The organism is Pseudomonas sp. 15C (assembly GCF_055484735.1).
Genome location: NZ_JBUDGD010000008.1, coordinates 1 through 25206, shown reverse-complemented (window position 1 = coordinate 25206; position 25206 = coordinate 1). Strand labels below are relative to the sequence as shown.

At 60.0% G+C, this 25206-nt stretch carries 24 protein-coding genes; 17 read left to right on the top strand and 7 right to left on the bottom strand.

Annotation, left to right across the window (positions count from 1 at the left end):
• Positions 1 to 46: 46 nt before the first annotated feature.
• From ACYYKW_RS06620 to ACYYKW_RS06610, 3 genes are all read right to left on the bottom strand, one after another.
• Positions 47 to 367: a DUF2388 domain-containing protein gene (locus ACYYKW_RS06620; protein WP_172833309.1), complete on the bottom strand. Its 321-nt coding sequence runs from the start codon at positions 365 to 367 to the stop codon at positions 47 to 49.
• A 66-nt stretch (positions 368 to 433) separates the two neighbouring features.
• On the bottom strand, positions 434 to 2218 hold the full coding sequence (tfpB, locus tag ACYYKW_RS06615) for a type IV pilus assembly ATPase TfpB (RefSeq protein WP_464989695.1): 1785 nt from the start codon (positions 2216 to 2218) through the stop codon (positions 434 to 436).
• A gap of 93 nt (positions 2219 to 2311) precedes the next feature.
• The gene (locus tag ACYYKW_RS06610) at positions 2312 to 2650 is read right to left on the bottom strand and encodes a hypothetical protein (RefSeq protein WP_093097289.1); all 339 of its coding nucleotides are present in this window, start codon (positions 2648 to 2650) and stop codon (positions 2312 to 2314) included.
• A gap of 125 nt (positions 2651 to 2775) precedes the next feature.
• Between ACYYKW_RS06610 and ACYYKW_RS06605 the strand changes: the two genes are divergently transcribed.
• On the top strand, positions 2776 to 3240 hold the full coding sequence (locus ACYYKW_RS06605; RefSeq protein WP_090287318.1) for an Lrp/AsnC family transcriptional regulator: 465 nt from the start codon (positions 2776 to 2778) through the stop codon (positions 3238 to 3240).
• Between the two features lie 100 nt (positions 3241 to 3340).
• On the opposite strand, the gene ACYYKW_RS06600 is transcribed toward ACYYKW_RS06605, so the two are convergent.
• Positions 3341 to 4711 (bottom strand): CYTH domain-containing protein, encoded by a 1371-nt coding sequence (locus ACYYKW_RS06600; RefSeq protein ID WP_464989694.1) that lies wholly within the window; start codon positions 4709 to 4711, stop codon positions 3341 to 3343.
• Between the two features lie 158 nt (positions 4712 to 4869).
• Between ACYYKW_RS06600 and argE the strand changes: the two genes are divergently transcribed.
• Positions 4870 to 6027 carry an acetylornithine deacetylase gene (gene argE / locus ACYYKW_RS06595; RefSeq protein ID WP_464989693.1) on the top strand — a complete coding sequence of 386 codons (1158 nt, stop codon included), beginning with the start codon at positions 4870 to 4872 and terminating at the stop codon, positions 6025 to 6027.
• A gap of 276 nt (positions 6028 to 6303) precedes the next feature.
• Positions 6304 to 7605, top strand: a complete 1302-nt coding sequence (gene argA, locus ACYYKW_RS06590) for an amino-acid N-acetyltransferase (RefSeq protein ID WP_016772647.1) — start codon at positions 6304 to 6306, stop codon at positions 7603 to 7605.
• An 82-nt stretch (positions 7606 to 7687) separates the two neighbouring features.
• On the opposite strand, the gene tauA is transcribed toward argA, so the two are convergent.
• On the bottom strand, positions 7688 to 8677 hold the full coding sequence (tauA, locus tag ACYYKW_RS06585; RefSeq protein WP_464989733.1) for a taurine ABC transporter substrate-binding protein: 990 nt from the start codon (positions 8675 to 8677) through the stop codon (positions 7688 to 7690).
• 365 nt (positions 8678 to 9042) lie between these two features.
• Here tauA and ACYYKW_RS06580 point away from each other — a divergent pair, with 365 nt between their 5' ends.
• From ACYYKW_RS06580 to ACYYKW_RS06545, 8 genes are all read left to right on the top strand, one after another.
• Positions 9043 to 10386 (top strand): OprD family porin, encoded by a 1344-nt coding sequence (locus tag ACYYKW_RS06580; RefSeq protein WP_090287311.1) that lies wholly within the window; start codon positions 9043 to 9045, stop codon positions 10384 to 10386.
• Positions 10387 to 10683: 297 nt separating this feature from the next.
• Positions 10684 to 11322 (top strand): peroxiredoxin, encoded by a 639-nt coding sequence (locus tag ACYYKW_RS06575; RefSeq protein WP_203419916.1) that lies wholly within the window; start codon positions 10684 to 10686, stop codon positions 11320 to 11322.
• Between the two features lie 307 nt (positions 11323 to 11629).
• Entirely contained in the window at positions 11630 to 12223 is a 594-nt protein-coding gene (gene ssuE / locus ACYYKW_RS06570) for an NADPH-dependent FMN reductase (RefSeq protein ID WP_464989692.1), read from the top strand.
• A gap of 89 nt (positions 12224 to 12312) precedes the next feature.
• Positions 12313 to 13287: a sulfonate ABC transporter substrate-binding protein gene (locus ACYYKW_RS06565; RefSeq protein WP_093097302.1), complete on the top strand. Its 975-nt coding sequence runs from the start codon at positions 12313 to 12315 to the stop codon at positions 13285 to 13287.
• A 25-nt stretch (positions 13288 to 13312) separates the two neighbouring features.
• Positions 13313 to 14461: an FMNH2-dependent alkanesulfonate monooxygenase gene (ssuD, locus tag ACYYKW_RS06560; RefSeq protein ID WP_464989691.1), complete on the top strand. Its 1149-nt coding sequence runs from the start codon at positions 13313 to 13315 to the stop codon at positions 14459 to 14461.
• Positions 14462 to 14470: 9 nt separating this feature from the next.
• Positions 14471 to 15253, top strand: a complete 783-nt coding sequence (ssuC, locus tag ACYYKW_RS06555) for an aliphatic sulfonate ABC transporter permease SsuC (protein ID WP_464989690.1) — start codon at positions 14471 to 14473, stop codon at positions 15251 to 15253.
• The gene (ssuB, locus tag ACYYKW_RS06550) at positions 15250 to 16056 is read left to right on the top strand and encodes an aliphatic sulfonates ABC transporter ATP-binding protein (protein WP_464989689.1); all 807 of its coding nucleotides are present in this window, start codon (positions 15250 to 15252) and stop codon (positions 16054 to 16056) included. The genes ssuC and ssuB overlap by 4 nt, the downstream gene beginning before the upstream one ends.
• 106 nt (positions 16057 to 16162) lie before the next feature.
• Positions 16163 to 16378, top strand: coding sequence for a TOBE domain-containing protein (locus ACYYKW_RS06545; protein WP_003229256.1), 216 nt, complete (start codon positions 16163 to 16165; stop codon positions 16376 to 16378).
• 162 nt (positions 16379 to 16540) lie between these two features.
• Here the strand turns inward: ACYYKW_RS06545 and ACYYKW_RS06540 are convergent, their stop codons facing one another.
• Positions 16541 to 17179: a TetR/AcrR family transcriptional regulator gene (locus ACYYKW_RS06540; protein ID WP_093097310.1), complete on the bottom strand. Its 639-nt coding sequence runs from the start codon at positions 17177 to 17179 to the stop codon at positions 16541 to 16543.
• A 230-nt stretch (positions 17180 to 17409) separates the two neighbouring features.
• A complete protein-coding gene (locus ACYYKW_RS06535; protein WP_016772657.1) occupies positions 17410 to 18786 on the bottom strand; it encodes a glutamine synthetase family protein in 1377 nt (458 codons plus the stop codon).
• A gap of 278 nt (positions 18787 to 19064) precedes the next feature.
• Between ACYYKW_RS06535 and ACYYKW_RS06530 the strand changes: the two genes are divergently transcribed.
• The 6 genes from ACYYKW_RS06530 to ACYYKW_RS06505 all read left to right on the top strand — a co-directional run.
• On the top strand, positions 19065 to 19421 hold the full coding sequence (locus ACYYKW_RS06530; protein ID WP_464989688.1) for a gamma-glutamyl-gamma-aminobutyrate hydrolase family protein: 357 nt from the start codon (positions 19065 to 19067) through the stop codon (positions 19419 to 19421).
• Between the two features lie 93 nt (positions 19422 to 19514).
• Positions 19515 to 20873: a glutamine synthetase family protein gene (locus ACYYKW_RS06525; protein WP_336356936.1), complete on the top strand. Its 1359-nt coding sequence runs from the start codon at positions 19515 to 19517 to the stop codon at positions 20871 to 20873.
• A 56-nt stretch (positions 20874 to 20929) separates the two neighbouring features.
• Entirely contained in the window at positions 20930 to 22294 is a 1365-nt protein-coding gene (locus tag ACYYKW_RS06520) for an aspartate aminotransferase family protein (RefSeq protein WP_090287293.1), read from the top strand.
• 171 nt (positions 22295 to 22465) lie between these two features.
• The gene (locus ACYYKW_RS06515; protein ID WP_090287291.1) at positions 22466 to 23578 is read left to right on the top strand and encodes a polyamine ABC transporter substrate-binding protein; all 1113 of its coding nucleotides are present in this window, start codon (positions 22466 to 22468) and stop codon (positions 23576 to 23578) included.
• Between the two features lie 186 nt (positions 23579 to 23764).
• Positions 23765 to 24862, top strand: a complete 1098-nt coding sequence (locus ACYYKW_RS06510) for a polyamine ABC transporter substrate-binding protein (protein ID WP_090287290.1) — start codon at positions 23765 to 23767, stop codon at positions 24860 to 24862.
• Between the two features lie 63 nt (positions 24863 to 24925).
• A partial coding sequence (locus tag ACYYKW_RS06505; RefSeq protein WP_464989687.1) for an ATP-binding cassette domain-containing protein occupies positions 24926 to 25206 on the top strand: 281 nt, incomplete at its 3' end.

The window sequence follows — 25206 nt, the reverse complement described above, 5'->3', positions numbered from 1 at the left end:
CAAAAAAATGCCGCTCAGTCGAGCGGCATTTTCATACGCGAAAGGCTTACTCAGAAGCCACGGCATTCTTCGCGAGGATCGCGTTCGCCAAGTCCATGTCCGACGCTTGCAGGCCTGGATTGTCGGCGCGGACTTTCTGCATCGCCGCTTCCAGGTACGGGCCACGAATGCCGCCGTCGCTGGCGACGAAGCTGCCGGCGTCGTCCTGGGCGGCGACGATCAGCTTGTGATCCTTGAAGGTCAGATAAGTGGAGCCGGTGGTGGCGCCGGACGAGATGACGTTACGCCAAAAGCTGTCCGCCATGGCCGAACCGACAGGAAGGGACAACAGGGCCATGGTGGCGACAGCAAGTTTGAGACGCATGATGAGGTGACTCCTGGGGGATTGACTACGGCGTTGGATCGCCGTTCCCGGATCCGGTTCCGTGGCGCACTAGCTCTGCTCGCTTTGCGGTGTCACCCGCAACACTTCCTCAACCGTGGTCAGCCCCGCCGCGACTTTCTGTGCGCCGGACAGGCGCAGGCTGCGCATGCCTTCCTTGAAGGCCTGACGGCGGATCGCCGTGAGATCGGTGTCCGGGGTGATGAACGCCTTGAGGCTGTCGCTCAGTTGCATGATTTCGTAAACCCCGGCGCGGCCGCGATAACCGGTATCGCGACATTCGACACAGCCGATTGCCCGTTGCGCATGACCCGGCAGCGGCGCCTGCCAGGGCCGGGTCAGCGTCTGCCAGTCGTCCTCGTCCAGCGTCTGCGGCGCCTTGCAGTGCGGGCACAGAGTGCGCACCAGCCGCTGGGCCATGACCCCAAGCACCGTGGCCTTGATCAGGTAATGCGGCACGCCGAGTTCGAGCATACGGCTGATCGCGCTGGGCGCGTCATTGGTGTGCAGGGTCGACAGCACCAAGTGCCCGGTAAGCGCGGCCTGAATCGCCATTTCTGCGGTTTCAAGGTCGCGGATCTCGCCGATCATGATGATGTCCGGGTCTTGGCGCATCAATGCGCGCACGCCGGCGGCAAAACTCAGCTCGATGTTGTGCTGTACCTGCATCTGGTTGAAGGCCGGCTCGACCATCTCGATCGGGTCTTCGATGGTGCAGAGGTTGACCTCCGGGGTCGCCAGTTTTTTCAACGTGGTGTACAGCGTGGTGGTCTTGCCCGAGCCGGTCGGCCCGGTGACCAGAATGATGCCGTTGGGCTGGCGGGTCATGTCCTGCCAGCGGCGCAGGTCGTCGGTGCTGAAGCCCAGTTGATCGAAATCCTTGAGCAGCACTTCCGGGTCGAAGATGCGCATGACCATTTTCTCGCCGAACGCCGTAGGCAGCGTCGACAGGCGCAGCTCCACTTCGCCGCCGTCCGGGGTCTTGGTCTTGACCCGGCCGTCCTGGGGTTTGCGCTTTTCCGCAACGTTCATGCGGCCGAGGCTTTTCAGGCGACTGACAATCGCCATGGTCACCTGCGGCGGGAATTGATAGACATTGTGCAGCACGCCGTCGATGCGAAAACGCACGGTGCCTTGCTCGCGGCGCGGTTCGATGTGGATATCGCTGGCGCGCTGCTGAAAGGCGTACTGGAACAGCCAGTCGACGATGTTGACGATATGCGCATCGTTAGCGTCCGGCTCCTGATCGCTGGCGCCGAGGTTGAGCAGTTGTTCGAAATTGCCGAGGTTGCCGCCCTGCGCATCGGCATTGCTGGCGCCGCTGACCGATTTCGCCAGACGAAAAAACTCGACGCTGAAACGCTGGATGTCTGCCGGATTGGCCACCACCCGTTTGATCGGCAACTTCAGTACATGGGTCAGGTCGGCCTCCCAACCGGTGACGTACGGCTGAGCGCTGGCGACCGTCACCGAGTCGCGGTCCACGGCCACGGCCAGAATCTTGTGCCGCTGGGCGAAGGCGTAGGACATCAACGGCGTGATCGCAGCGACGTTGATTTTCAGCGGATCGATACGCAGGTACGGCTGGCCGGCCTGTTGCGCCAGCCACAGGGTCAGGCTTTCCAGGTCCAGGTGCTTGCCCGGGCGGCTGAGGTCGTCGAGTTGCTGGCTGGCGATGAATTCCAGTGGATGCATCTGTGCGTGCGCAGCGTGGCGGCGACGCGCATTCAACGCCTGCTCGGCGGCGTCCTGGCAGATAAAGCCCTGTGCGACCAGCTCGCGCAGCACTTCATTGAGGTCCAGCCAGCGGTCCTGAATAGCGAGTTGAACGGACATGCGGGCTTCCTTTTCAAGCGACATTGCGCAAAAGAATAGCCTTGGCCCTGCTGACCGTTGGGCCACTACCCGACGAAGCCGTTGCCGGATTTGTCAGCCGGCTGCCTTTGCCGGCGCCTGCCAGGCGCTGTCGGCGTTCTGCAGATTGACCGAGCAGACGCTGATCAGGTTACGAAGTTTTTCCGCGATCACTTGTGCGCGGTGCCAGCTCAGGCCGCCCATGACCAGTTTGATCGACAGCAGATCGTCCGTGCGCTGCACGTTGACTTGCTCGGGCGTAAGAAACTGCAAGGCGAACAGGTTCAGCACCCGCACCAACAGATCCGGCTCGGCCTCGGCAAGAATCTGATATTGCGCCAGGCAATGGGCGTTGCTGACATTCCAGACGTCGGCGCGGGGCGGGGCGCTGTTTACGGCTTCAAGGTGCGGCATGGCAAGTCTCCAGATCACTGGGGAAATTTTTACATTCGCTGCGGGGTATTTCTTGGCTAAAATCGGTGATATTGGCAATTGATCGATGTGATCAATTCACATTATTTGATTTCCGAGGTTTTTCTATGCACAGCGAACTGGACGCCTACGACCGCAAGATACTTGCCCTGCTGCAAGAGGACGCTTCGCTGTCCAGCGCGCAGATCGCCGAGCAGGTTGGGCTGTCGCAGTCGCCGTGCTGGCGGCGGATTCAGCGGATGAAGGAGGAGGGGATCATTCGCGCTCAGGTGACCTTGCTCGACCGCAAGAAGATTGGCCTGAACACGCAGATCTTCGCCGAGATCAAACTCAACGCCCACGGGCGTTCGAATTTCACCGAATTCACCGAGGCGATTCGCGGCTTCCCGGAAGTGCTGGAATGTTATGTGCTGATGGGCGCGGTGGATTTCCTGTTGCGCATTGTTGCGGCGGACATCGAGGCGTATGAGCGGTTTTTCTTTGAAAAACTGTCGCTGGTGCCGGGGATACAGGAAGTGAATTCGATAGTGGCGTTGTCGGAAATCAAATCCACTACCAGCCTGCCGGTCTGAGAGTAAGGCGGCGGGCCTCATCGCCAGCAGGCTAGCTCCCACAGGGATTTGTGGTGCACACAAAACCATTGTGGGAGCCAGCCTGCTGGCGATGGCGGAATTACATGCGCAGGAGCATTTTCCACGCGCGATTCTGGTAAACCGCAATCGCCTGTTGCTTGCGCGCGTCGAGCAGTTCGTCGGTGATGGTCGGCTCGTTGGCCAGTTGCGCCAACTTGTTCAGCTCGCCGTAGAGGCGATCCATTTCCGGAATCTCCAGCACATTGCGCGCGTGGTGCAGCCAGACCTGAATGCGCTCGATGCGCGGCAGTTGTTCAGCGAGGTCTTCCGGCTGTTGCTGATAGCGCTGCAGTTGCAGGGCTGTGGCTTCTTCGCCGAGCAGGCGCGGCAACCAGCTGTGCAACTGCGCGCCACCCTGACGGTTGCCGCGCACGTTGCGGTCGGCGGTCCAGGTGCGGGCCAGCAACCAGCGCGACGTGCTCAGCGAGAACAGGCCCCAGCGCGGATCTTCGAGTTCTTCGAGGAACTGCTCCGGCGCGGCTTTGCGCACGTCCTCGTCTTCGATGCCGACCTGCACCAGCGGGCGCCAGTCTTCCAGCAACGCATCCAGCGCCACACGCAAGTCGTGGGTCGACTGACGCGGTGCGGCCTGGCCGAGGCTGCTGAGCAGGGCGCGCATTTCTGCGAGGTTCTCGACCCAGTCCTGCAGCAGGCGCCAGTGGCCGTTGAAACGATATTGTTCGGCCAGACGCTGGCTGCTGCCGAGCAAGTGCCAGCTCAGCGCGGCGAAGGCGTCGTCGAGTTGGGTTTCCGGGGTCAGTTGCGGCGCCGGCAGGCTCAGCGAATAGCTGTTGGCGTCGTACAGGCGATAACCACGTTCAGCCTTGCTGATGTCGCACGGCATCAAGGCGAGGGTTTCAGCCAGTTCGGCGGCCAGTTCGAGCAGCGCGGCAGGCTCGCCTTCGCGCAGTTCCAGTTCCAGCTCGCAGATTTCTTCTTTCTGCTTGCCGACCACCACGTGACCGAGGTCCAGTGCGGCTTCGATGACCACCTTGGTCTTGCCACGGCCCCAGGCGATTTCGGCGCGCTCGCGGACGAAATCGGTGGTGAAGATCGGCTTGAGGGTTTTCTTGTCCAGCTCGGCCAGCGACTCGGGCCAGCATTCGCCGTCGAGTTTCTTCACATCGAGCTTGGCTTTCGGCAGTTTCCAGTCGTACTCGTTACGCTCGGACAGACCGGCGACGCTCTGGCCGCGTGTCTTCAGGGTCTGGATGACCTCGTCGCCATCCTTGCGCAGGCGCAGGGCGACCTTGGCCTGGGCCAGATCACGCTCCGGGGTGTCGAAGTACTGGTTCATCAACTCACGGCGTTCCCAGCCACTTTTGTTGCGTTTCTTCAGGAGCGGGTGCTCGCGCAGCGCGGCGAGGGTTTCGCGGCTGACGCGGAGTTTGATTTCGGTTTCTTTCTGCATGGCCGGAAAATCCAGGATATCGGGAGCGCAGCCGGGGGAATGTGTGGCTGCCAAGGCCGTGCAGTGTACAGGAGTCAAACTTCCTACGCCCTGCGGCGGTTTATTCCGAGCGCCGGATGGTTCTATGATGGACCTCAATCCGGGAGTTGGAGTCAGCGATGCCTTTGCCATCCATGCAAGACCAGTTCGCTGCGCTGATTGCCGCGCCATCGGTCAGCTGTACCCAACCGAGCCTCGATCAATCCAACCGGGCGGTGATCGACCTGCTTGCCGGTTGGCTGGGCGATCTGGGCTTTGCCTGCGATATCCAGCAAGTCAGCCCGGGCAAATTCAATTTGCTCGCCAGTATCGGCAGCGGCCCCGGCGGGCTGGTACTGGCCGGGCACAGCGACACGGTGCCGTATGACGACGCCCTGTGGCAGACCGATCCGCTGAAACTCACCGAAGTCGATGGCCGCTGGGTCGGTCTCGGCAGCTGCGACATGAAAGGCTTCTTCGCGCTGATCATCGAGGCGGTGCAGCCGCTGCTCGATCAGCCGTTCAAGCAACCGCTGCTGATTCTCGCCACCTGCGATGAAGAAAGCTCAATGTCCGGCGCCCGTGCGCTGGCCGAGGCCGGGCAACCGCTGGGCCGTGCGGCGGTGATTGGCGAACCGACCGGGCTCAAGCCGATCCGCATGCACAAAGGCATCATGATGGAGCGCATCGACATTCTCGGGCAGAGCGGGCATTCGTCGGACCCGCGGCTGGGCCACAGCGCCCTCGAAGCCATGCACGATGCGATCGGCGAGTTGCGCGGCCTGCGCCTGTTGTGGCAGCGCGAATTCAACAACCCGCAATTCAGCGTGCCGCAGCCGACCCTGAACTTCGGCTGCATCCATGGGGGTGATAACCCCAATCGCATCTGTGGCCAGTGTTCGCTTGAATTCGACCTGCGCCCGCTGCCGGGCATGGACCCGAAAGTCCTGCGTGCGGAAATCCTGCGCAAGCTCAACCCTGTGGCCGAGCGGCATCAGGTCAGGATCGACTACAAACCATTGTTCCCGGAAGTGCCGCCGTTCGAGCAGAGCGAAGACGCTGAATTGGTGCGCATCGCCGAAAAGCTCACCGGCCATCGCGCCGAAGCAGTGGCGTTCGGCACCGAAGCGCCTTATCTTCAGCGCCTTGGCTGCGAAACCATCGTGCTCGGCCCCGGCGACATCGCCTGTGCCCACCAGCCCGGCGAATACCTTGAAATGTCACGTTTGCAGCCTACCGTGCAGCTATTGCGGCAGTTGATTGAACATTACTGCCTGAGCCCGGACCAACCTGTGTGAATTGAACGCTGTACCTGTAGGCCTTCGCCTGCTCGCGATAGCGGTGAGTCAGTCACCGAAGATGTTGACTGGAATTGCGCTATCGCGAGCAGACGAAGGCCTACAGGGGAACTGTGTTTTATCCGAACAAAGACTGTAAATTGCCAGTCCCCCAACTCGTATTCATGAGGAGAGCGCGCGTGTCGCCAAGCCTGTTCCGACGATAACCATCAGCCCGCTGTGCGTTTTTTCGTTTCGCCCCTTTTTCGGCTGCTCTTTATTTACAGGCCCAGGTTCATGCCCGAATACGTCAATTGGCTTCGTCACGCGTCCCCTTACATCAATGCTCACCGCGATTGCACCTTCGTCGTCATGCTGCCCGGCGACGGCGTCGAGCATCCGAATTTCGGCAACATCGTCCACGACCTGGTGTTGCTGCACAGCCTCGGCGTGCGCCTGGTGCTGGTGCATGGCTCGCGTCCACAGATCGAAACCCGCCTCGCCGCACGCGGACTGACCCCGCATTACCATCACGGCATGCGCATCACCGACGCGGCGACGCTGGAATGCGTGATCGACGCGGTCGGCCAGTTGCGCATCGCCATCGAAGCGCGGCTGTCGATGGACATGGCTTCCTCGCCGATGCAGGGCTCACGCCTGCGCGTGGCCAGCGGCAACCTCGTTACCGCGCGGCCAATCGGCGTGCTCGAAGGCGTTGATTATCACCACACCGGCGAAGTGCGCCGGGTCGATCGCAAGGGCATCAATCGCCTGCTCGACGAGCGCTCGATCGTGCTGCTGTCGCCGCTGGGCTACTCGCCAACTGGTGAAATCTTCAACCTTGCATGCGAAGACGTCGCCACCCGCGCCGCCATCGATCTGGGTGCGGATAAACTGCTGTTGTTCGGCGCAGAACTCGGCCTGATCGACGAGAACGGCAAACTGGTGCGCGAACTGCGTCCACAGCAAGTACCAGCGCATTTGCAGCGTCTGGGCATGAGCAATTATCAGGCGGAGTTGCTCGACGCGGCTGCCGAAGCCTGCCGTGGCGGCGTAGCGCGCAGCCATATCGTCAGCTACGCCGAAGACGGCGCGCTGCTAACCGAACTGTTCACCCGTGACGGCGGCGGTACGCTGGTCGCGCAGGAGCAATTCGAGCTGGTCCGCGAGGCGGCGATTGAAGATGTCGGCGGCTTGCTCGACCTGATCAGTCCGCTGGAAGAGCAGGGCATTCTGGTGCGCCGCTCGCGTGAAGTGCTGGAACGCGAGATCGAGCAGTTCAGCGTGGTCGAGCGTGAAGGCATGATCATCGCCTGCGCGGCGCTGTACCAGATTGCCGATTCCGATGCCGGCGAGCTGGCTTGCCTGGCGGTGAACCCGGAGTATCGCCATGGCGGTCGCGGTGATGAATTGCTTGAGCGCATCGAAACCCGTGCGCGGGCGCAGGGTTTGAAAACCTTGTTCGTGCTCACCACGCGTACTGCACACTGGTTCCGCGAGCGCGGTTTCGAACCGAGCAGCGTCGAGCGCCTGCCAGCGGCGCGGGCTTCGCTGTACAACTATCAGCGCAATTCGAAGATTTTCGAAAAGACGCTGTAATCGCGTCACGCCATTCGCGAGCAGGCTCGCTCCCACATTTGTTCAGTGAACCCTGTGGGAGCGAGCCTGCTCGCGAAGCTTTTTAGTGCGCGATGAATTTCGCACTGACATACGGCGAATAATCCGTCAGCACCGTTTCGACCTTGCCCTGTTCCTTGAGGAATTTTGCCGTCTCGCCAATCGCCTTCGCCGTGCCGCCGTCCAGCAGCGCTGTGGTTTGCTGCGCCTTCGCATCCGGGAAGGTCGAGCCGGCGAGCAATTCCGGTACATCGGCGGCATTGGCACCGGTCAGTTTGGCGATTTTCTGTACCGGCACCGAGTCGGCCGTCCAGCTGTCTTTGTGCGCGGCGTAATCAGCGAACGAGTCCAGCGTGACCTTGGCGAATTTCGCCACGACGTCGGGATGCTTCTCGGCGAAATCCTTGCGCGCAACCCAAACTTCGAAAGTCGGCGCGCCCCACTGGCCGACCTGCGCGGCGTCAGTCAGGGTCTTGCCGGTCTTGCGAATTTCACCCAGCGCCGGTGACCAGACAAACGCCCCATCGATGTCGCCACGCTTCCATGCAGCGGCAATCTCTGCCGGTTGCAGGTTGACCACTTTGACTTGCGAGGTCGTCAGGCCCCAGTGTTTCAACGCCCCGAGCAGGCTGTAGTGAGAAGTGGACACGAACGGCGTGGCGATGGTTTTGCCGATCAGATCCTGCGGCTTGTCAATGCCACTGCCATTGCGCACCACCAAGGCTTCGGCGGCATTGATCTGCGCCGAAACAATAAACGCCACGATCGGCAGATTGCGCGACGCCGCTGCTGCCAGCGGGCTCGAACCGAGATTGCCGATCTGCACATCACCCGAAGCAATGGCTGTCACAACTTCCGGGCCGCTGTTGAAGCGCCGCCAGTCGATCTTTTCGCCGATGGCCTCCTCATAGACGCCGTCCGCCTGGGGCACTTTGCTCGGGTCGATGCCCGTCTGATAACCCACGGTCAGACCGGCGGCATGTGCGGAAAAAGAAAACACTGCCGACACACAAACTGTAACAAATTGACTTGATAGTGCGCGTTTCGCCATGATGCGTCGCCTTTTCGATAGGGTTTGACGTAGGTGGGAGCACGGCAAAGCTAATCGATCTAAAAAAAGGTCAACAAATACCATTTAGGAATGAGCTTAGTTGCCGATACGCTGTTTCCCGCTGGAGATGGCCATTATTCGGCCATATGCCCGAATGGTATGAAAAAGAGCGAATAAATTCTTTTTCGCTTTATCAGGATGTCTTTACTCTGCAGGGACCCAATCACTGGCGATTAGACGATGGTCGTAGACACACAAGGTTACGATTGACTTGGCAGTCACGGTCTGGCGCTAATCGCGAATCTTAGGATTCAGGGCAAATCGACCCCGAACCAGGAACACAAGAATTAGAACGAGAGGAGCGATACATGAACAAGTCCACCTTGGCCCTGGCCGTGGCCGTTGGGGTTATGGCGCAGCAGGCAGGCGCCGCCGGTTTCATCGAAGACAGCAAGGCAACTCTGGGGCTGCGCAACTTCTACATCAACACGGACAACCGTGATGGCACTGGCGCCAACAAGAACGAAGAGTGGGGCCAAGGCTTCGATCTGCGTTTCATCTCCGGTTACACCCAGGGCACTGTCGGTTTCGGCCTTGACGCCATCGGCCTGCTGGGCATCCGTCTGGATTCGGGCGGCGGCACCAACGGCAACAGCGGCACCGCTTACGGCGGCACCGTGTTCCCGAGCGAGTCCAACGGCGAAGCCGTGGACAACTTCTCCAGCCTGGGTCTGACTGCCAAAGCCAAGATCTCCCAGACCGAACTGAAGCTGGGCACCCTGCAGCCAAAACTGCCGGTCATCGTGACCAACGACGGTCGTCTGTTGCCACAAACCTGGCAGGGCGGCCAGATCACTTCCGGCGAGATCAAGGACCTGACCCTGGTCGGCGGTCAGATCGAAGCGGTAAAAGGTCGTAACTCCAGCAACAACGAAAACCTCTCGATCGGCGGCGCCAACTCCCGTGGCACGGCGTTCCGTGACAGCAACAAGTTCATCTATGCCGGTGGTGACTACAAGATCACCAAAGACCTGACTGCCCAGTACTACTACGGCAACCTGGAAGACTTCTACAAGCAGCACTTCCTGGGTCTGGTACACAACTGGTCGATCGGCCCGGGCGTGTTGAAGTCTGACCTGCGTTATTTCAACAGCTCCGACGACGGCAAGAACGGCACCGATTCGGCTTACTACAGCTCGGGTAACTACACCGGTTTCCGTAACGGTCGTGGCGAAGTCGACAACAACCTGTACAGCGGCCTGTTCCTGTATACCGTTGCCGGCCACACCTTCGGTGGCGGCTATCAGGTTTCCAACGGTAGCAGCGACTTCCCTTGGCTGAACCAGGGCGACGGTTCGTCGAACTACACCATCACCGACATGCAGATCCAGAAGTTCGGCCGTGCCGGTGAGAAAACCTGGCAAGCTCGCTACTCCTACGACTTCGCCAAGGTTGGCGTACCTGGCCTGACCGCCGGTGTGGTTTACCTGAAGGGCGACAGCATCGACACCGTTGGCAGCAACGGTCGCGAAAACGCGTCGAACCGTTCCGAGTGGGAACGCGACTTCACTATCGGCTACGTAGTGCCGGAAGGTCCGTTCAAGAACGTCGGCCTGATGTGGAAAAACGCTGTATGGCGCACCGACCTGCCGAACACCCGTTCGCAGGACGAAAACCGCCTGATCGTCAGCTACTCGATCCCGCTGTTGTAATAGCACGGTTCGATTCGCAGACGTAAAAAAAGCCCCGTCCGGCATTGCGCCGGACGGGGCTTTTGCGTTTTCGGGTCAGGCCCACCCCCGTAAGCCTGTCCCGAATTTCCCTCTTTACTGCAACTCAAGGCCTTCTCGAACCTTGGAACCGATGTTCGTCGCGATGCCGCCGAGCGTCCAGTGAACAGAAGTTTAATATTCAATAAAGATATAAATATCTCGTTATTTATTCTTTTTCATCATGGCAAATCCCGAGCTACAGTTGAGGTCTCCAACAACTCCAACAGGAGCCGCATCATGAGCCTCAGACTTGGCGACATCGCCCCCGATTTCGAACAGGATTCCAGCGCCGGCAAGATTCGTTTCCACGAATGGCTGGGCGATAGCTGGGGCGTGCTGTTCTCTCATCCGGCGGACTTCACCCCGGTGTGCACTACCGAACTGGGCTTCACCGCCAAGCTCAAGGACCAGTTCAGCCAGCGCGGCGTCAAAGCCATTGCGCTGTCGGTCGACCCGGTGGATTCGCACCACAAGTGGATCGAAGACATCAACGAAACCCAGAACACCGTGGTCAATTTTCCGATCCTGGCCGATGCCGATCGCAAGGTTTCCGACCTCTACGACCTGATCCATCCGAACGCCAGTGACACCCTGACCGTGCGCTCGCTGTTCGTCATCGATCCGAACAAGAAGATTCGCCTGACCATTACTTATCCAGCGAGCACCGGGCGCAACTTCCACGAGATCCTGCGGGTGATCGACTCGCTGCAGCTCACCGACAACTACAAGGTGGCCACCCCGGCCAACTGGCAGGACGGTGAAGACGTGGTGATCGTGCCTTCGCTCAAGGATGAGGACGAGATCAAGCAGCGCTTCCCCAAAGGCTATCGCGCGGTGAAGCCGTACCTGCGCCTGACGCCGCAGCCCAACAAATGATTTCTGCGGGGTAGCCGCTGGCGCCATCGCGAGCAGGCTCACTCCTGCATTTGGAATGCGATCCCCTGTAGGAGTGAGCCTGCTCGCGATGGCGATAGTCCAGTCACCACGGAACCACAGAGCAGGGGAATTTCGGCCGTTTCGACGGCCTTTTTTTTGTCCAGATAAAGGCAGTTGGTATATCTCCAAAACGCATAACCAAATGAATAAATATGATTTATAGATATATAAATCTACTGGTAAGGTCATTCCATTGAAGCGAGATCGCAACCTGCGAATCGCCGCTAACGTTTAAGGAATCGTCGCAATGCTGGTCGTCTCACTGGGTGGCAGCCCCAGCCTGCGCTCCCGCTCCGGGGTGCTGCTGGAGCGCTCGCAACGCTGGTTGCAACAGCACGGGGTGGAAGTGGTGAGTTATCGGGTGCGGGACTTCCCGGCCGAAGATTTGCTCCACGCGCGCTTCGACAGCCCGAAGGTTCTCGACCTGTTGCAACAAATCGAAAACGCCGACGGCCTGCTGATCGCTACGCCGGTATACAAGGCTTCATTTTCCGGCGCACTGAAAACCCTGTTGGATCTGCTGCCGGAACGTGCGCTGAGCCACAAGATCGTTTTGCCGATGGCCACCGGTGGCAGCATCGCCCACATGCTGGTGGTCGATTACGCCCTCAAGCCAGTGCTCTCGGCGTTGAAAGCCCAGGAAATGCTCCAGGGGATTTTTGCCGAGGACAGCCAGATCGCTTACGGCGAAGGCAGTGCCGATGCGCAACTGGCGCCGGCCCTGGAATTGCGACTGCATGAAGCGCTGGAGCAGTTTGTCGGGGCCATGACACGCCGGCCGAAACCGCTGGAGCCGGGCCTGTTGAACGAACGTTTATTAAGTGCTCGCTGGAGCATTTGAGCCTCATCGCAATTTGAAGTACTGGCCTTACTCGCCCGCCAACGGGCAAGCAGGTGCAGCCACAACCCAACAGCAAAAAGGAGAGCGCCATGCGCCCTGTATTTTTGCGTCGTGGTCTGGTCGCTCTGTTTGCTGCGGCTGTGTCCATCGGCGCCATGACTCAAGCTCAAGCCGAGACCTTGCGGATCGGTTATCAGAAGTACGGCACGCTGGTGCTGCTCAAGGCCAAAGGCACGCTGGAAAAACGTCTGGCCGCCCAAGGCGTCGACGTGCAATGGACTGAATTCCCCGGCGGCCCGCAACTGCTCGAAGGCCTCAATGTTGGCTCGATCGACTTTGGCGTGACCGGCGAAACCCCGCCCGTGTTTGCCCAGGCCGCCGGCGCCGATCTGCTCTATGTGGCTTACGAACCGCCAGCGCCGAACAGTGAAGCGATCCTTGTGCCGAAAGATTCGCCGATCAAGTCGGTGGCCGATCTCAAAGGCAAGAAGATCGCGCTGAACAAAGGCTCCAACGTCCACTACCTGTTGGTGCGCGCATTGGAAGACGCCGGCCTCAAGTACAGCGACATTCAAACCGTGTTCCTGCCACCGGCCGATGCCCGCGCGGCGTTCGAGCGCGGCAGTGTCGACGCCTGGGTTATCTGGGATCCGTATCAGGCCGCCGCCGAACAACAGTTGCAGGCGCATACCCTGCGTGACGGCAAAGGCATCGTCGATAACCACCAGTTCTATCTCGCCACCAAACCTTACGCGCAGAAAAATCCCGAGGTGATCAAGACCCTCGTCGAAGAAGTGCGCGCGGTCGGCGAGTGGTCCAAAGCCAATCCTCAAGACGTTACCCAACAGGTGGCGCCACTGCTCGGTCTGCCGGCAGACATCACCCTGACCTCGGTAAAACGACAGGGCTATGGCGCGCTGTTCCTGACCCCGGAAGTGGTCGCCGCGCAACAGAAAATCGCCGACACGTTCTTCCAGCTCAAGCTGATTCCCAAGCCGCTGAGCATCAAGGACGTGATCTGGACGCCACCGGCCGCTGTGGCCCAAAGCTCTCAAGCGCAGTAATTCGAATCCACAAGGAGACCACTCCATGAGCCTCAATATTTTCTGGTTCCTGCCTACCCACGGCGACGGCCATTACCTTGGCACCGCCGAAGGCGCCCGCGCGGTGGATCACGGTTATTTGCAGCAAGTCGCGCAAGCGGCGGATCGCCTCGGTTTCGGCGGTGTGCTGATTCCGACCGGGCGCTCCTGCGAAGATTCGTGGCTGGTCGCGGCCTCGCTGATTCCAGTGACCCAGCGCCTGAAGCTTCTGGTTGCCCTGCGCCCCGGGATCATTTCCCCGACGGTGGCGGCGCGTCAGGCTGCAACACTGGATCGTTTGTCCGGCGGTCGTGCGTTGTTCAACCTGGTGACTGGCGGCGACCCGGAAGAATTGGCCGGTGACGGTCTGTTCCTCAACCACGAAGAACGCTATCAGGCCTCGGTGGAATTCACCCGCATCTGGCGCCGCGTGCTGGAAGGCGAAACCGTTGATTACGATGGCGAACACATCAGCGTCAAAGGCGCCAAGTTGCTCTATCCACCGATCCAGCAACCGCGTCCGCCGCTGTACTTCGGCGGTTCGTCGGAAGCTGCGCAGGACCTGGCCGCCGAGCAAGTGGAAATGGTCCTGACCTGGGGCGAGCCACCGGCGGCGGTGGCCGAGAAAATCGCGCAGGTCCGCGCCAAGGCCGCCAAGCTCGGCCGCACCGTTCGCTTCGGTATTCGTCTGCATGTGATCGTGCGGGAAACCAATGCCGAAGCCTGGCAAGCAGCGGATCGGCTGATCTCGCATCTGGACGACGACACCATCCAACGTGCGCAGGCTTCGCTGGCGCGCTTCGATTCGGTCGGTCAGCAACGCATGGCCGCGCTGCACGGCGGTAGCCGCGACAACCTCGAAGTCAGCCCGAACCTGTGGGCCGGCGTCGGTCTGGTGCGTGGCGGCGCCGGTACGGCACTGGTTGGCGATGGCCCGACCGTGGTGGCGCGGGTCAAGGAATACGCTGAGCTGGGCATCGATACGTTCATCTTCTCCGGTTATCCACACCTCGAAGAATCCTATCGCGTCGCCGAGCTGCTGTTTCCGCACCTCGACGTCGAGCGCCCGGAACTGCCGAAAAGCGCCGGTTATGTCAGCCCGTTCGGCGAGATGGTCGCCAACGATATCCTGCCCAAAGCCGCATCGCAGAGCTGAGGCGCGGCCATGAAGAAATTCATCCACAGCCTCGCGCCCTGGGCGTTGCCGGTGTTGTTGCTCGCGGTGTGGCAGTTATCAGTGTCGGCCGGCTGGTTGTCGACGCGGATCCTGCCGGCACCGGTGGCGGTAATCGAAGCCGGCGTCAGTCTGGTGCGCAGCGGCGAAATCTGGACGCACCTGGCCATCAGCGGCTGGCGCGCGGCACTCGGCTTCACCATCGGCGGCAGCATCGGCCTGGTGCTGGGCTTTATCACTGGCCTGTCGAAATGGGGCGAACGCTTGCTCGACAGCTCGGTGCAGATGATCCGCAACGTGCCGCATCTGGCGCTGATTCCGCTGGTGATCCTGTGGTTCGGCATCGATGAGTCGGCGAAGATTTTTCTCGTCGCGTTGGGTACGTTGTTTCCGATTTATCTCAACACCTATCACGGCATCCGCAACGTCGACCCGGCGCTGGTGGAGATGGCGCGCAGTTATGGCCTGAGCGGTTTCAGCCTGTTCCGCCAGGTGATTCTGCCCGGCGCGCTGCCGTCGATTCTGGTTGGCGTGCGCTTTGCCCTGGGTTTCATGTGGCTGACGCTGATCGTTGCCGAAACCATTTCGGCCAGCTCCGGTATTGGCTATCTGGCGATGAATGCCCGCGAGTTCTTGCAGACCGACGTGGTGGTGCTGGCGATCCTGCTTTACGCGGTGCTGGGCAAACTGGCTGACCTCGCCGCTCGTGGGCTTGAACGGGTGTGGTTGCGCTGGCACCCGGCCTATCAGGTGGCCAAGGGAGGTGCGGTATGACTGCTCAACAGCCGCCACGCTTGCTGCGCGGAATTCCGCTGGCGCTGCGCAATCTGCAGAAAACCTTTGGCTCGCGCCAGGTATTGCGCGACATCGATTTGCACATTCCAGCGGGGCAATTTGTTGCCGTGGTCGGGCGCAGTGGTTGCGGTAAAAGCACCTTGCTGCGCTTGCTCGCCGGACTCGATCAACCGACTGGCGGCGACCTGCTCGCCGGTTCCGCACCGCTCAATGAGGCGCGCGATGACACCCGCTTGATGTTCCAGGAAGCGCGCCTGCTGCCATGGAAAAAGATCATCGACAACGTCGGTCTTGGCCTCAAGGGCAACTGGCGCCAGCAGGCGCTGGATGCACTGGAAGCCGTGGGCTTGGCCGATCGCGCCAATGAATGGCCGGCGGCGTTGTCCGGCGGCCAGAAGCAGCGTGTCGCCCTGGCTCGGGCGCTGATTCATAAACCGCGCCTGCTGTTGCTCGACGAACCACTCGGCGCGCTGGACGCCCTGACGCGCATCGAGATGCAGCAACTGATCGAACGCCTGTGGCAGCAACACGGTTTCACCGTGTTGCTGGTAACCCACGACGTCAGCGAAGCGGTGGCGATTGCCGATCGGGTCATTCTGATCGAGGACGGCGCCGTCGGCCTCGACCTGCACGTCGAACTGCCGCGCCCACGCGCGCGTGGCTCGCATCGCCTGGCCGCACTGGAAACCGAAGTGCTCAACCGTCTTCTGTCCCTGCCCGGCGAACCGCCGGCGCCGGAACCCGTTTCACCTCTGCCCACGCAATTGCGTTGGGCGCAATAAAGCAGCTGCAAGCTTCGAGCTTCAAGCTGCAAGTCAAGGCGCTGTGCTTTTGCTTGCAGCTTGTAGCTTGCCACTTGCCGCTCATTTCGATCTCAGGAGAAATGCCATGACTATCAAAGCCATTAACGTGCGCAACCAGTTCAAAGGCTCGATCAAGGAAATCGTCCTCGGCGACGTGCTGTCGGAAATCGACGTGCAGACCGCTTCGGGCATCGTCACTTCAGTGATCACCACTCGCTCGGTCAAAGAGCTGGAACTGGTGGTGGGCAGTGAAGTGATCGCCTTTGTTAAATCCACCGAGGTGTCGATCGCCAAGTTGTAAGCCGGTGGATAAACAACAACCCCGAAGGGTGTGAGCCCTTCGGGGTTTTTTGTGCCTGGCTTGAAATCGGCAGCGCGGCCATCGCTGGCAAGCCAGCTCCCACAAGTGATTTATGACCGACAAATAACTCTGTGGGAGCTGGCTTGCCAGCGATGAGGCCAGTCAGATCACCAAAGATCTTTTGGGCAGATACGGCGGCAGATACAGGCCGATATAGGCATCAAACACCCGCATCCCTTCCTCGGCCATGCGCGGGGTGATCTGCCCATGCTGCTGCACCGAACGGGCATACACCCGGTCGCCCAGTTCCATCGCCAGGGCAAACACATCGACGTCGTCCGGCAGCTTTGGCAGTTCGAAGTGATGGTCGAACAGTTTGTGCATCAGCTCGCCCAGTTCCAGATCGTGCTGGCGGTCCGCCTGAGTCACTTCCGTCAGTCCGTGCTGGGCGAGAATCAACTGGCGTGCCGCAGCGTCTTCGCCGTAGATCTCGAGCATGCGTTGTTCGACCAGTCGCGACAGATCGCGCCAGTCGCGCAACGCGTCATGATCAATCGGCGCTTGCAGGCAGGCGCGAAAGGCTGCGTGTACGTCGGCGGTCAACGCTTCGAGCAAGGCCGGGACGCTGGCGAAGAAATGGTACACAGAGGAGGGCGGAATCTGCGCTCGCTCGGCCACGCTGTAGATCGACAGGCTCGCCACGCCCTCGGCGGCCAGCAGCGTGCGCGCAGCGTCGAGAATCGAATCGATCCGCGCCTGACTGCGGGCACGGGGTTTGCGGACGGTGGCGGGACGCGTCATGAAAGTCTCCTGCGGGGCAGCGGGCATTGTACGAGCCGGGTTCGATGTTGTCTTGTCGGCCGCCATCGCTGGCAAGCCAGCTCCCACAGGTACTCTGTTGAACATAAATTCTGAGTACGCAACAGAACCCTGTGGGAGCGAGCCTGCTCGCGATCCGCCGCAGGCGGCCATAAAAAAACGCCGTTGGCTGCGACAGCCAACGACGTTCTTATGGACGCTACAACCGCTTATTACACAGTATGCAGATACCAGTTGTACTCAAGGTCGGAGATGGAGTGTTCGAACTCCTCCAGCTCGCTTTCCTTGCAGGCGACGAAGATATCGATGTACTTCGGATCGATGTACTTGGCCATCACCTCGCTGTCGTCCAGCTCGCGCAGGGCGTCACGCAAGTTGTTCGGCAGGCTTTGCTCGTTCTGCTCGTAGCTGTTGCCTTCGACAGGCGCGCCGGGCTCGATCTTGTTGACCAGACCGTGATGCACGCCGGCCAGCACCGAAGCCATCAGCAGGTACGGGTTGGCGTCGGCACCGGCAACGCGGTGTTCAATACGCACAGCATCGGCAGAGCCGGTCGGTACGCGAATCGCCACGGTGCGGTTGTCCAGCCCCCAGCACGGCGAGTTCGGTACATAGAACTGCGCGCCGAAACGACGATACGAGTTGACGTTCGGGCAGAGGAACGCCATCTGCGCGGGCAGGGTCTCGAGCACACCGCCGATCGCGTGACGCAGCGCGGCGTTCTGCTCGGGATCCTCGCTGGCAAAAATGTTCTTGCCGGCCTTGTCCAGAATCGAAATGTGCACGTGCAGACCATTGCCTGCCTGGCCTGGGTACGGCTTGGCCATGAAAGTTGTGTCCATTTCATGGTCGTAGGCGATGTTCTTGATCAGGCGCTTGAGCAGGACCGCGTAATCGCACGCCTTGATCGGGTCGGCGACGTGGTGCAGGTTCACTTCGAACTGCGCCGGGGCACTTTCCTTGACGATCGCATCGGCCGGGATGCCTTGCTCTTTGGCACCTTCCAGAATGTCCTGGAGGCAGTCGACGTATTCGTCGAGGTCGTCGATCAGGTAGACCTGCGTCGAGTGCGGACGTTTGCCGGAGATTGGCGAGCGTGGCGGTTGTGGACGGCCGTTCACGTTTTCCTGGTCGATCAGGTAGAACTCGAGTTCGAACGCGGCGCAGATGGTCAGGCCCAGTTCGTCGAACTTGGTCACCACCTGGCGCAGCACTTCACGCGGGTCGGCGAAGAACGGGTCGCCTTCGAGTTCGTGCATGGTCATCAGCAGTTGCGCGGTCGGGCGCTTCTGCCATGGCTCGTTGCACAGGGTATCGGGGATCGGATAGCAGATACGATCGGCGTCGCCGATGTCCAGGCCCAGGCCGGTGCTTTCCACCGTCGAACCATTGATATCCAGAGCAAATAGAGAGGCCGGCAGGTTGATGCCTTTCTCGTAAACCTTGTGGAGGCTGGTGCGTTCGATGCGCTTGCCGCGCACCACACCATTCATATCCGCAATCAGAAGGTCAACGTACAGAACCTCAGGATGTTCCTTAAGGAACGCGTTCGCTTCGTTAAGCTGAACGGCACGCGGGGGTACCGACATGATGCAACACCTTTGTTGTTAAAAATATCAATCATTGATCTTTTCTGGTTTCAGTCAACCCGAACAGCCTGCCGAAGTCAAGCGAGGCCTTTTTTGCCCTAAAAAAGCGCCGTGAGGGCATTTATGGGGCATTTCGGGGCGTTTTTGCGTCCTGCATGTGTCGGGCACCCGCAGGCTTGAGCAGGCCGTGTTGTATTTTTTACGGGGGTGTTGTGTAAAAAAATGAACAAGGCTAAGCTCCGATCAAACCCATAACAGCAATAATACCGGGGTGCTTCATGTCTCGCCTGCCGTTAATCGGCGTCACCGACTGCTCGCAACAGTCCGGTCTGCATGCTTATCACATCAGTGGCGATCCATCCGTCCGTAGCGCGGCCATCAAGGCTCGCGATTTGCCGTCGCTGCACTGCGCAGCAGCCTGCCAAGCGACAGCGTCCGATATTCTGGACGCAGACGACAGCATCCTGTTTATGGCGTCTCCTTTCAATATAGATCGCTTTCATCGTCACAGCCTGTGCCGCTTCCCCAGCCGTGCTCACGATTCTGCACGCCTTGAATGTGCACAGGAAATGCAACGCCAGCGTAAAGGGCAGGTAAGCTCCTCGTTCATTGTCTATGCGCGGTGCCAGGCGTAAGCCGGCACTGCGCGAGCAAGCCCCCTTTAACGCGACGCTCTCAGCGTCAAACTTGCCTGACATCGCGTCAGGAGACTCAGCCCAGAGGCATTTATGAGTACCAACCTCGACCAGCTCACCGATTGGTTGAAAGACCGCAAGATCACAGAAGTCGAATGCATGATCGCCGACTTGACCGGCATTACCCGCGGCAAGATTTCCCCGACCAACAAGTTCATCGCCGAAAAAGGCATGCGTCTGCCGGAAAGTGTTTTGTTGCAGACCGTGACCGGCGACTACGTCGAAGACGACATCTATTACGAACTGCTCGACCCGGCCGACATCGACATGATCTGCCGCCCCGACCAGAACGCCGTGTACCTGGTGCCGTGGGCCATCGAGCCGACCGCGCAGGTGATCCATGACACTTATGACAAGCAAGGCAACCCGATCGAGCTGTCGCCGCGCAACGTCCTCAAGAAAGTCCTCAAGCTGTATGCCGACAAGGGCTGGCAGCCGATCGTCGCGCCGGAAATGGAGTTCTACCTGACCAAGCGCAGTGACGACCCTGACTATCCGTTGCAGCCACCGATTGGTCGCTCCGGTCGCCCGGAAATCGGCCGTCAGTCGTTCTCCATTGAAGCAGCGAACGAATTCGATCCGCTGTTCGAAGACGTCTATGACTGGTGCGAATTGCAGGAGCTGGACCTCGATACGCTGATCCACGAAGACGGCACGGCGCAGATGGAAATCAACTTCCGTCACGGTGACGCACTGTCGCTGGCCGACCAGATCCTGGTGTTCAAGCGCACCATGCGCGAAGCCGCGCTCAAGCACGACGTGGCTGCGACGTTCATGGCCAAACCGATGACCGGCGAGCCGGGCAGTGCCATGCACTTGCACCAGAGCATCATCGACATCCACACCGGCAAGAACGTCTTCTCCAATGAAGACGGGACCATGAGCCAGTTGTTCCTGCACCACATCGGTGGCCTGCAGAAACTGATCCCGGAATTGCTGCCGCTGTTCGCCCCCAACGTCAACTCGTTCCGCCGCTTCCTGCCGGACACTTCGGCGCCGGTGAACGTGGAGTGGGGCGAAGAAAACCGCACCGTCGGCCTGCGCGTACCGGATGCCGGCCCGCAGAACCGCCGCGTGGAAAACCGTCTGCCGGGCGCCGACGCCAACCCGTACCTGGCGATCGCCGCGAGCCTGCTCTGCGGTTACATCGGCATGGTCGAAGGGCTCAACCCGAGCGCGCCTGTGGTGGGCCGCGGCTACGAGCGCCGCAACCTGCGCCTGCCGCTGACCATCGAAGACGCGCTGGAGCGCATGGAAAACAGCAAGACCGTCGAGAAATACCTCGGCAAGACTTTCATCACAGGCTACGTGGCGGTCAAGCGGGCCGAGCATGAAAATTTCAAGCGCGTGATCAGTTCCTGGGAGCGTGAGTACCTGCTCTTCGCCGTCTGATACGCCGGGCGCGTCGCTCAGGCGGCGCGCCTTCACCGATAACAAGGAGAATTGGCATGACCAGCAACAACCCGCAAACCCGCGAGTGGCAAGCACTCAGCAGTGATCACCACCTGGCCCCGTTCAGCGACTTCAAGCAACTGAAAGAGAAGGGCCCGAGGATCATCACCCATGCCAAGGGCGTTTACCTGTGGGACAGCGAAGGCAACAAGATCCTCGACGGCATGGCCGGGCTCTGGTGCGTGGCGATCGGTTACGGTCGCGATGAACTGGCCGACGCTGCCGCCAAACAGATGCGCGAACTGCCGTACTACAACCTGTTCTTCCAGACTGCGCACCCGCCGGCATTGCAACTGGCCAAGGCGATAGCCGACGTTGCACCGGAAGGCATGAACCATGTGTTCTTCACCGGTTCCGGCTCCGAAGGCAACGACACCATGCTGCGCATGGTTCGCCATTACTGGGCGATCAAGGGTCAGCCGAACAAGAAAGTCATCATCAGCCGCAAGAACGGTTACCACGGTTCGACTGTGGCCGGCGCGAGCCTCGGCGGCATGACCTACATGCACGAACAGGGCGACTTGCCGATCCCGGGCATCGAGCACATCGCGCAGCCGTACTGGTTTGCCGAAGGCGGCGACATGACGCCGGAAGAGTTCGGCGTCTGGGCGGCCAATCAGCTGGAAGAGAAGATTCTCGAAGTCGGCGTCGACAACGTCGGTGCCTTTATTGCCGAGCCGATCCAGGGCGCCGGTGGCGTGATCATTCCGCCCGACACCTACTGGCCACGCATCAAGGAAATCCTCGCCAAATACGACATCCTGTTTGTGGCGGACGAAGTGATCTGCGGCTTCGGTCGCACCGGTGAGTGGTTCGGTAGCGATTTCTACGACCTCAAACCCGACATGATGACCATCGCCAAAGGCCTGACCTCCGGCTACATCCCGATGGGGGGCCTGATCGTTCGTGACAGTGTGGTGGCGGTGCTCAACGAAGGCGGCGATTTCAACCACGGCTTTACCTACTCCGGGCATCCGGTGGCAGCGGCGGTGGGCCTGGAAAACATCCGCATTCTGCGCGATGAAAAAATTATCGAGAACGCCCACAACGAAACGGCACCGTATTTGCAGAAACGTCTGCGCGAGCTGAACGATCATCCGTTGGTGGGTGAAGTTCGCGGCGTCGGTCTGCTGGGGGCGATCGAGCTGGTGCAGGACAAGGCCACGCGCAAGCGTTACGAAGGTAAGGGCGTGGGCATGATCTGCCGGCAGTTCTGCTTCGACAACGGCCTGATCATGCGCGCCGTGGGTGACACGATGATCATCGCGCCGCCGCTGGTGATCAGCAAAGCCGAGATTGACGAGCTGGTTACAAAGGCACGCAAGTGTCTGGACCTGACCCTCGGTGCGCTGCAGGGCTAAGTGCTAGGCTTTGAGCGAGCGGGTTGCGGCTTGCTCGGTCAAAGCTGTCAGAAAGGCCGGTCTTTCCTTGAAAGACCGCCTCGGATCTTGCCAGACTAGCCGCGGTTCCAGTTGTCCGGGTTCGGCCGCTGAACAATGTGGTTCAAAAAAGAAAAATTTGGAGCATGACGCATGAAGGCATTAGGTAAAAAGCTTGCTGGCAAGACACTTCTCGCGCTGTCCGTGGCGGGCATGATGGCGGGTGCGGTTCACGCGGACGACAAAGTGCTGCACGTTTACAACTGGTCCGATTACATCGCGCCGGACACCGTGGCCAACTTCGAAAAAGCCACCGGGATCAAAGTCGTCTACGACGTCTTCGACAGTAACGAAACCCTGGAAGCCAAGCTGTTGGCCGGCAAGTCCGGTTACGACATCGTGGTGCCTTCCAACAACTTCCTCGCCAAGCAAATCAAGGCCGGCGTTTACCAGGAGCTGGACAAGTCCAAACTGCCGAACTGGAAAAACCTCGACGAAGACCTGCTCAAGGCCGTTGGCGACGCCAGCGACCAGGGCAACAAACACGCTTTCCCGTACATGTGGGGCTCGATCGGCATCGGCTACAACCCGGCCAAGGTCAAGGCTGCGCTGGGCATCGACAAGATCGATTCGTGGGACGTGGTGTTCAAGCCTGAAAACATCGAGAAACTCAAAAGCTGCGGCGTGAGCTTCCTCGACGCCCCGACCGAGATGATTCCGGCCGCGCTGCACTACCTGGGCAAGCCGACCAACAGCAAGGACAAGGCTGACCTGAAAGCCGCCGAAGACCTGTTCCTGAAGATTCGTCCGTCGGTTGCCTACTTCCACTCCTCCAAGTACATCTCGGACCTGGCCAACGGCAACATCTGCGTCGCCGTCGGTTACTCGGGTGATCTGGAGCAGTCCAAGACCCGCGCCCAGGAAGCCGGTGACAAGGTCAAACTGGCCTACACCATTCCAAAAGAAGGCGCCGGTACGTTCTACGACATGGTCGCCATTCCCAAGGATGCCGAAAACGTCGAAGCCGCCTACAAGTTCATGAACTACCTGCTCGAGCCGCAAGTGATGGCCGGCATCACCAACGCCGTGCGTTTCCCGAACGGCAACAAGGCGGCCACGCCACTGGTGGACAAGGACATCACCAGCGACCCGAGCATTTACCCGTCGGCTGAAGTGAAGAAACAGCTCTACGCGATCAGTGACCTGGACGCGGCTACCCTGCGCCTGATCACCCGCAGCTGGACCAAAATCAAATCGGGTAAATAAGCCGGTTTGTCGCAGCAACCGCTGGCCGTCGTTTCCGCGATGGCGGCCAGCGGAGCAATTAAATGACAGAAAGTTTTGCTGGATCGGTTTTTCGAGGGTAAGTTGCGCGCCGGTTTTGTTGTCGGGCAGCCATGGCTGTCATGCAGCGCGGGCAACTTGGGCCCAATCCATTTAGAGGACCTCCACTTGCCTGTATTTTCTTCTTTGCGCAAAGCCCTGCTGGCCGCTGCCGGCCTGACCCTGGCTGTCGGAGCCCAGGCCGCCGGTACGGTGCATATTTATAACTGGTCCGATTACATCGGCGAATCGACCCTGGCCGACTTCGAGAAAGAGACCGGGATCAAACCGGTCTACGACGTCTTCGACTCCAACGAAACCCTGGAAGGCAAACTCCTCGCCGGGCGTACCGGTTACGACGTGGTCGTGCCGTCGAACCACTTCCTCGGCAAGCAGATCAAGGCCGGCGCGTTCCAGAAACTCGACAAGGCGCAACTGCCGAACTATTCCAATCTCGATCCAGTACTGCTCAAGCGTCTGGAGCAAAACGATCCGGGTAACCTGTATGCCGTGCCTTACCTGTGGGGCACCAACGGCATCGGTTACAACGTCGACAAGGTCAAGGCTGTGCTGGGCATCGACAAGATCGATTCCTGGGCCGTTCTGTTCGAGCCGGAAAACATCAAGAAGCTGCACAGCTGCGGCGTCGCGTTCCTCGATTCGGCCGATGAAATGATGCCGACGATGCTCAATTACCTGGGCCTGAACGCCAACAGCACCAACACCAAGGACTACGAAAAAGCCACCGCGAAGCTGCTCGCGGTGCGTCCTTACGTGACTTATTTCCACTCCTCGAAATACATCGGCGATCTGGCCAACGGCGACATCTGCGTGGCGATCGGTTTCTCCGGTGACATTTTCCAGGCGAAGAACCGTGCCGAAGAAGCCAAGAAAGGCGTGAACATCGCCTACTCGATTCCGAAAGAGGGCGGCGCGCTGTGGTTCGACATGCTGGCGATTCCCAAGGACTCGTCCAACGTCAAGGAAGCCCACGCCTTCATCAACTATTTGCTGAAACCTGAGGTGATCGCCCAGGTCAGTGATTACGTCGGTTACGCCAACCCCAACCCGGGTTCGGACAAGCTGATGGAACAGTCCATCCGCACCGACGAAGCGGTTTACCCGCCGCAAGCAGTCCTCGACAAGACCTACGTGTCGACCGAGCTGCCAGCCAATATTCAGCGTTTGATGACCCGCAGCTGGACCAAGGTCAAGTCGGGCAAATAACGCACAAACTATCCTGGGTTCGTCTTGCGTGGCGACCTGCTGATTCTGTTGGGAGTTTCGCAAATGGCAGTTGCCTCCGGCGCCTACAAGAAAGCCCTCGAGGGCGACCAGACACCAAAACAGGTGCTGGTCAAGATCGACCGGGTCACGAAGAAGTTCGACGAGACGATTGCCGTGGACGACGTGTCCCTGGAAATCAAGAAAGGCGAGATCTTCGCCCTGCTCGGCGGTTCGGGATCGGGCAAATCCACCCTGCTGCGCATGCTCGCAGGGTTTGAACGGCCCACGGAGGGGCGCATTTTCCTCGACGGCGTCGACATCACCGACATGCCGCCGTACGAACG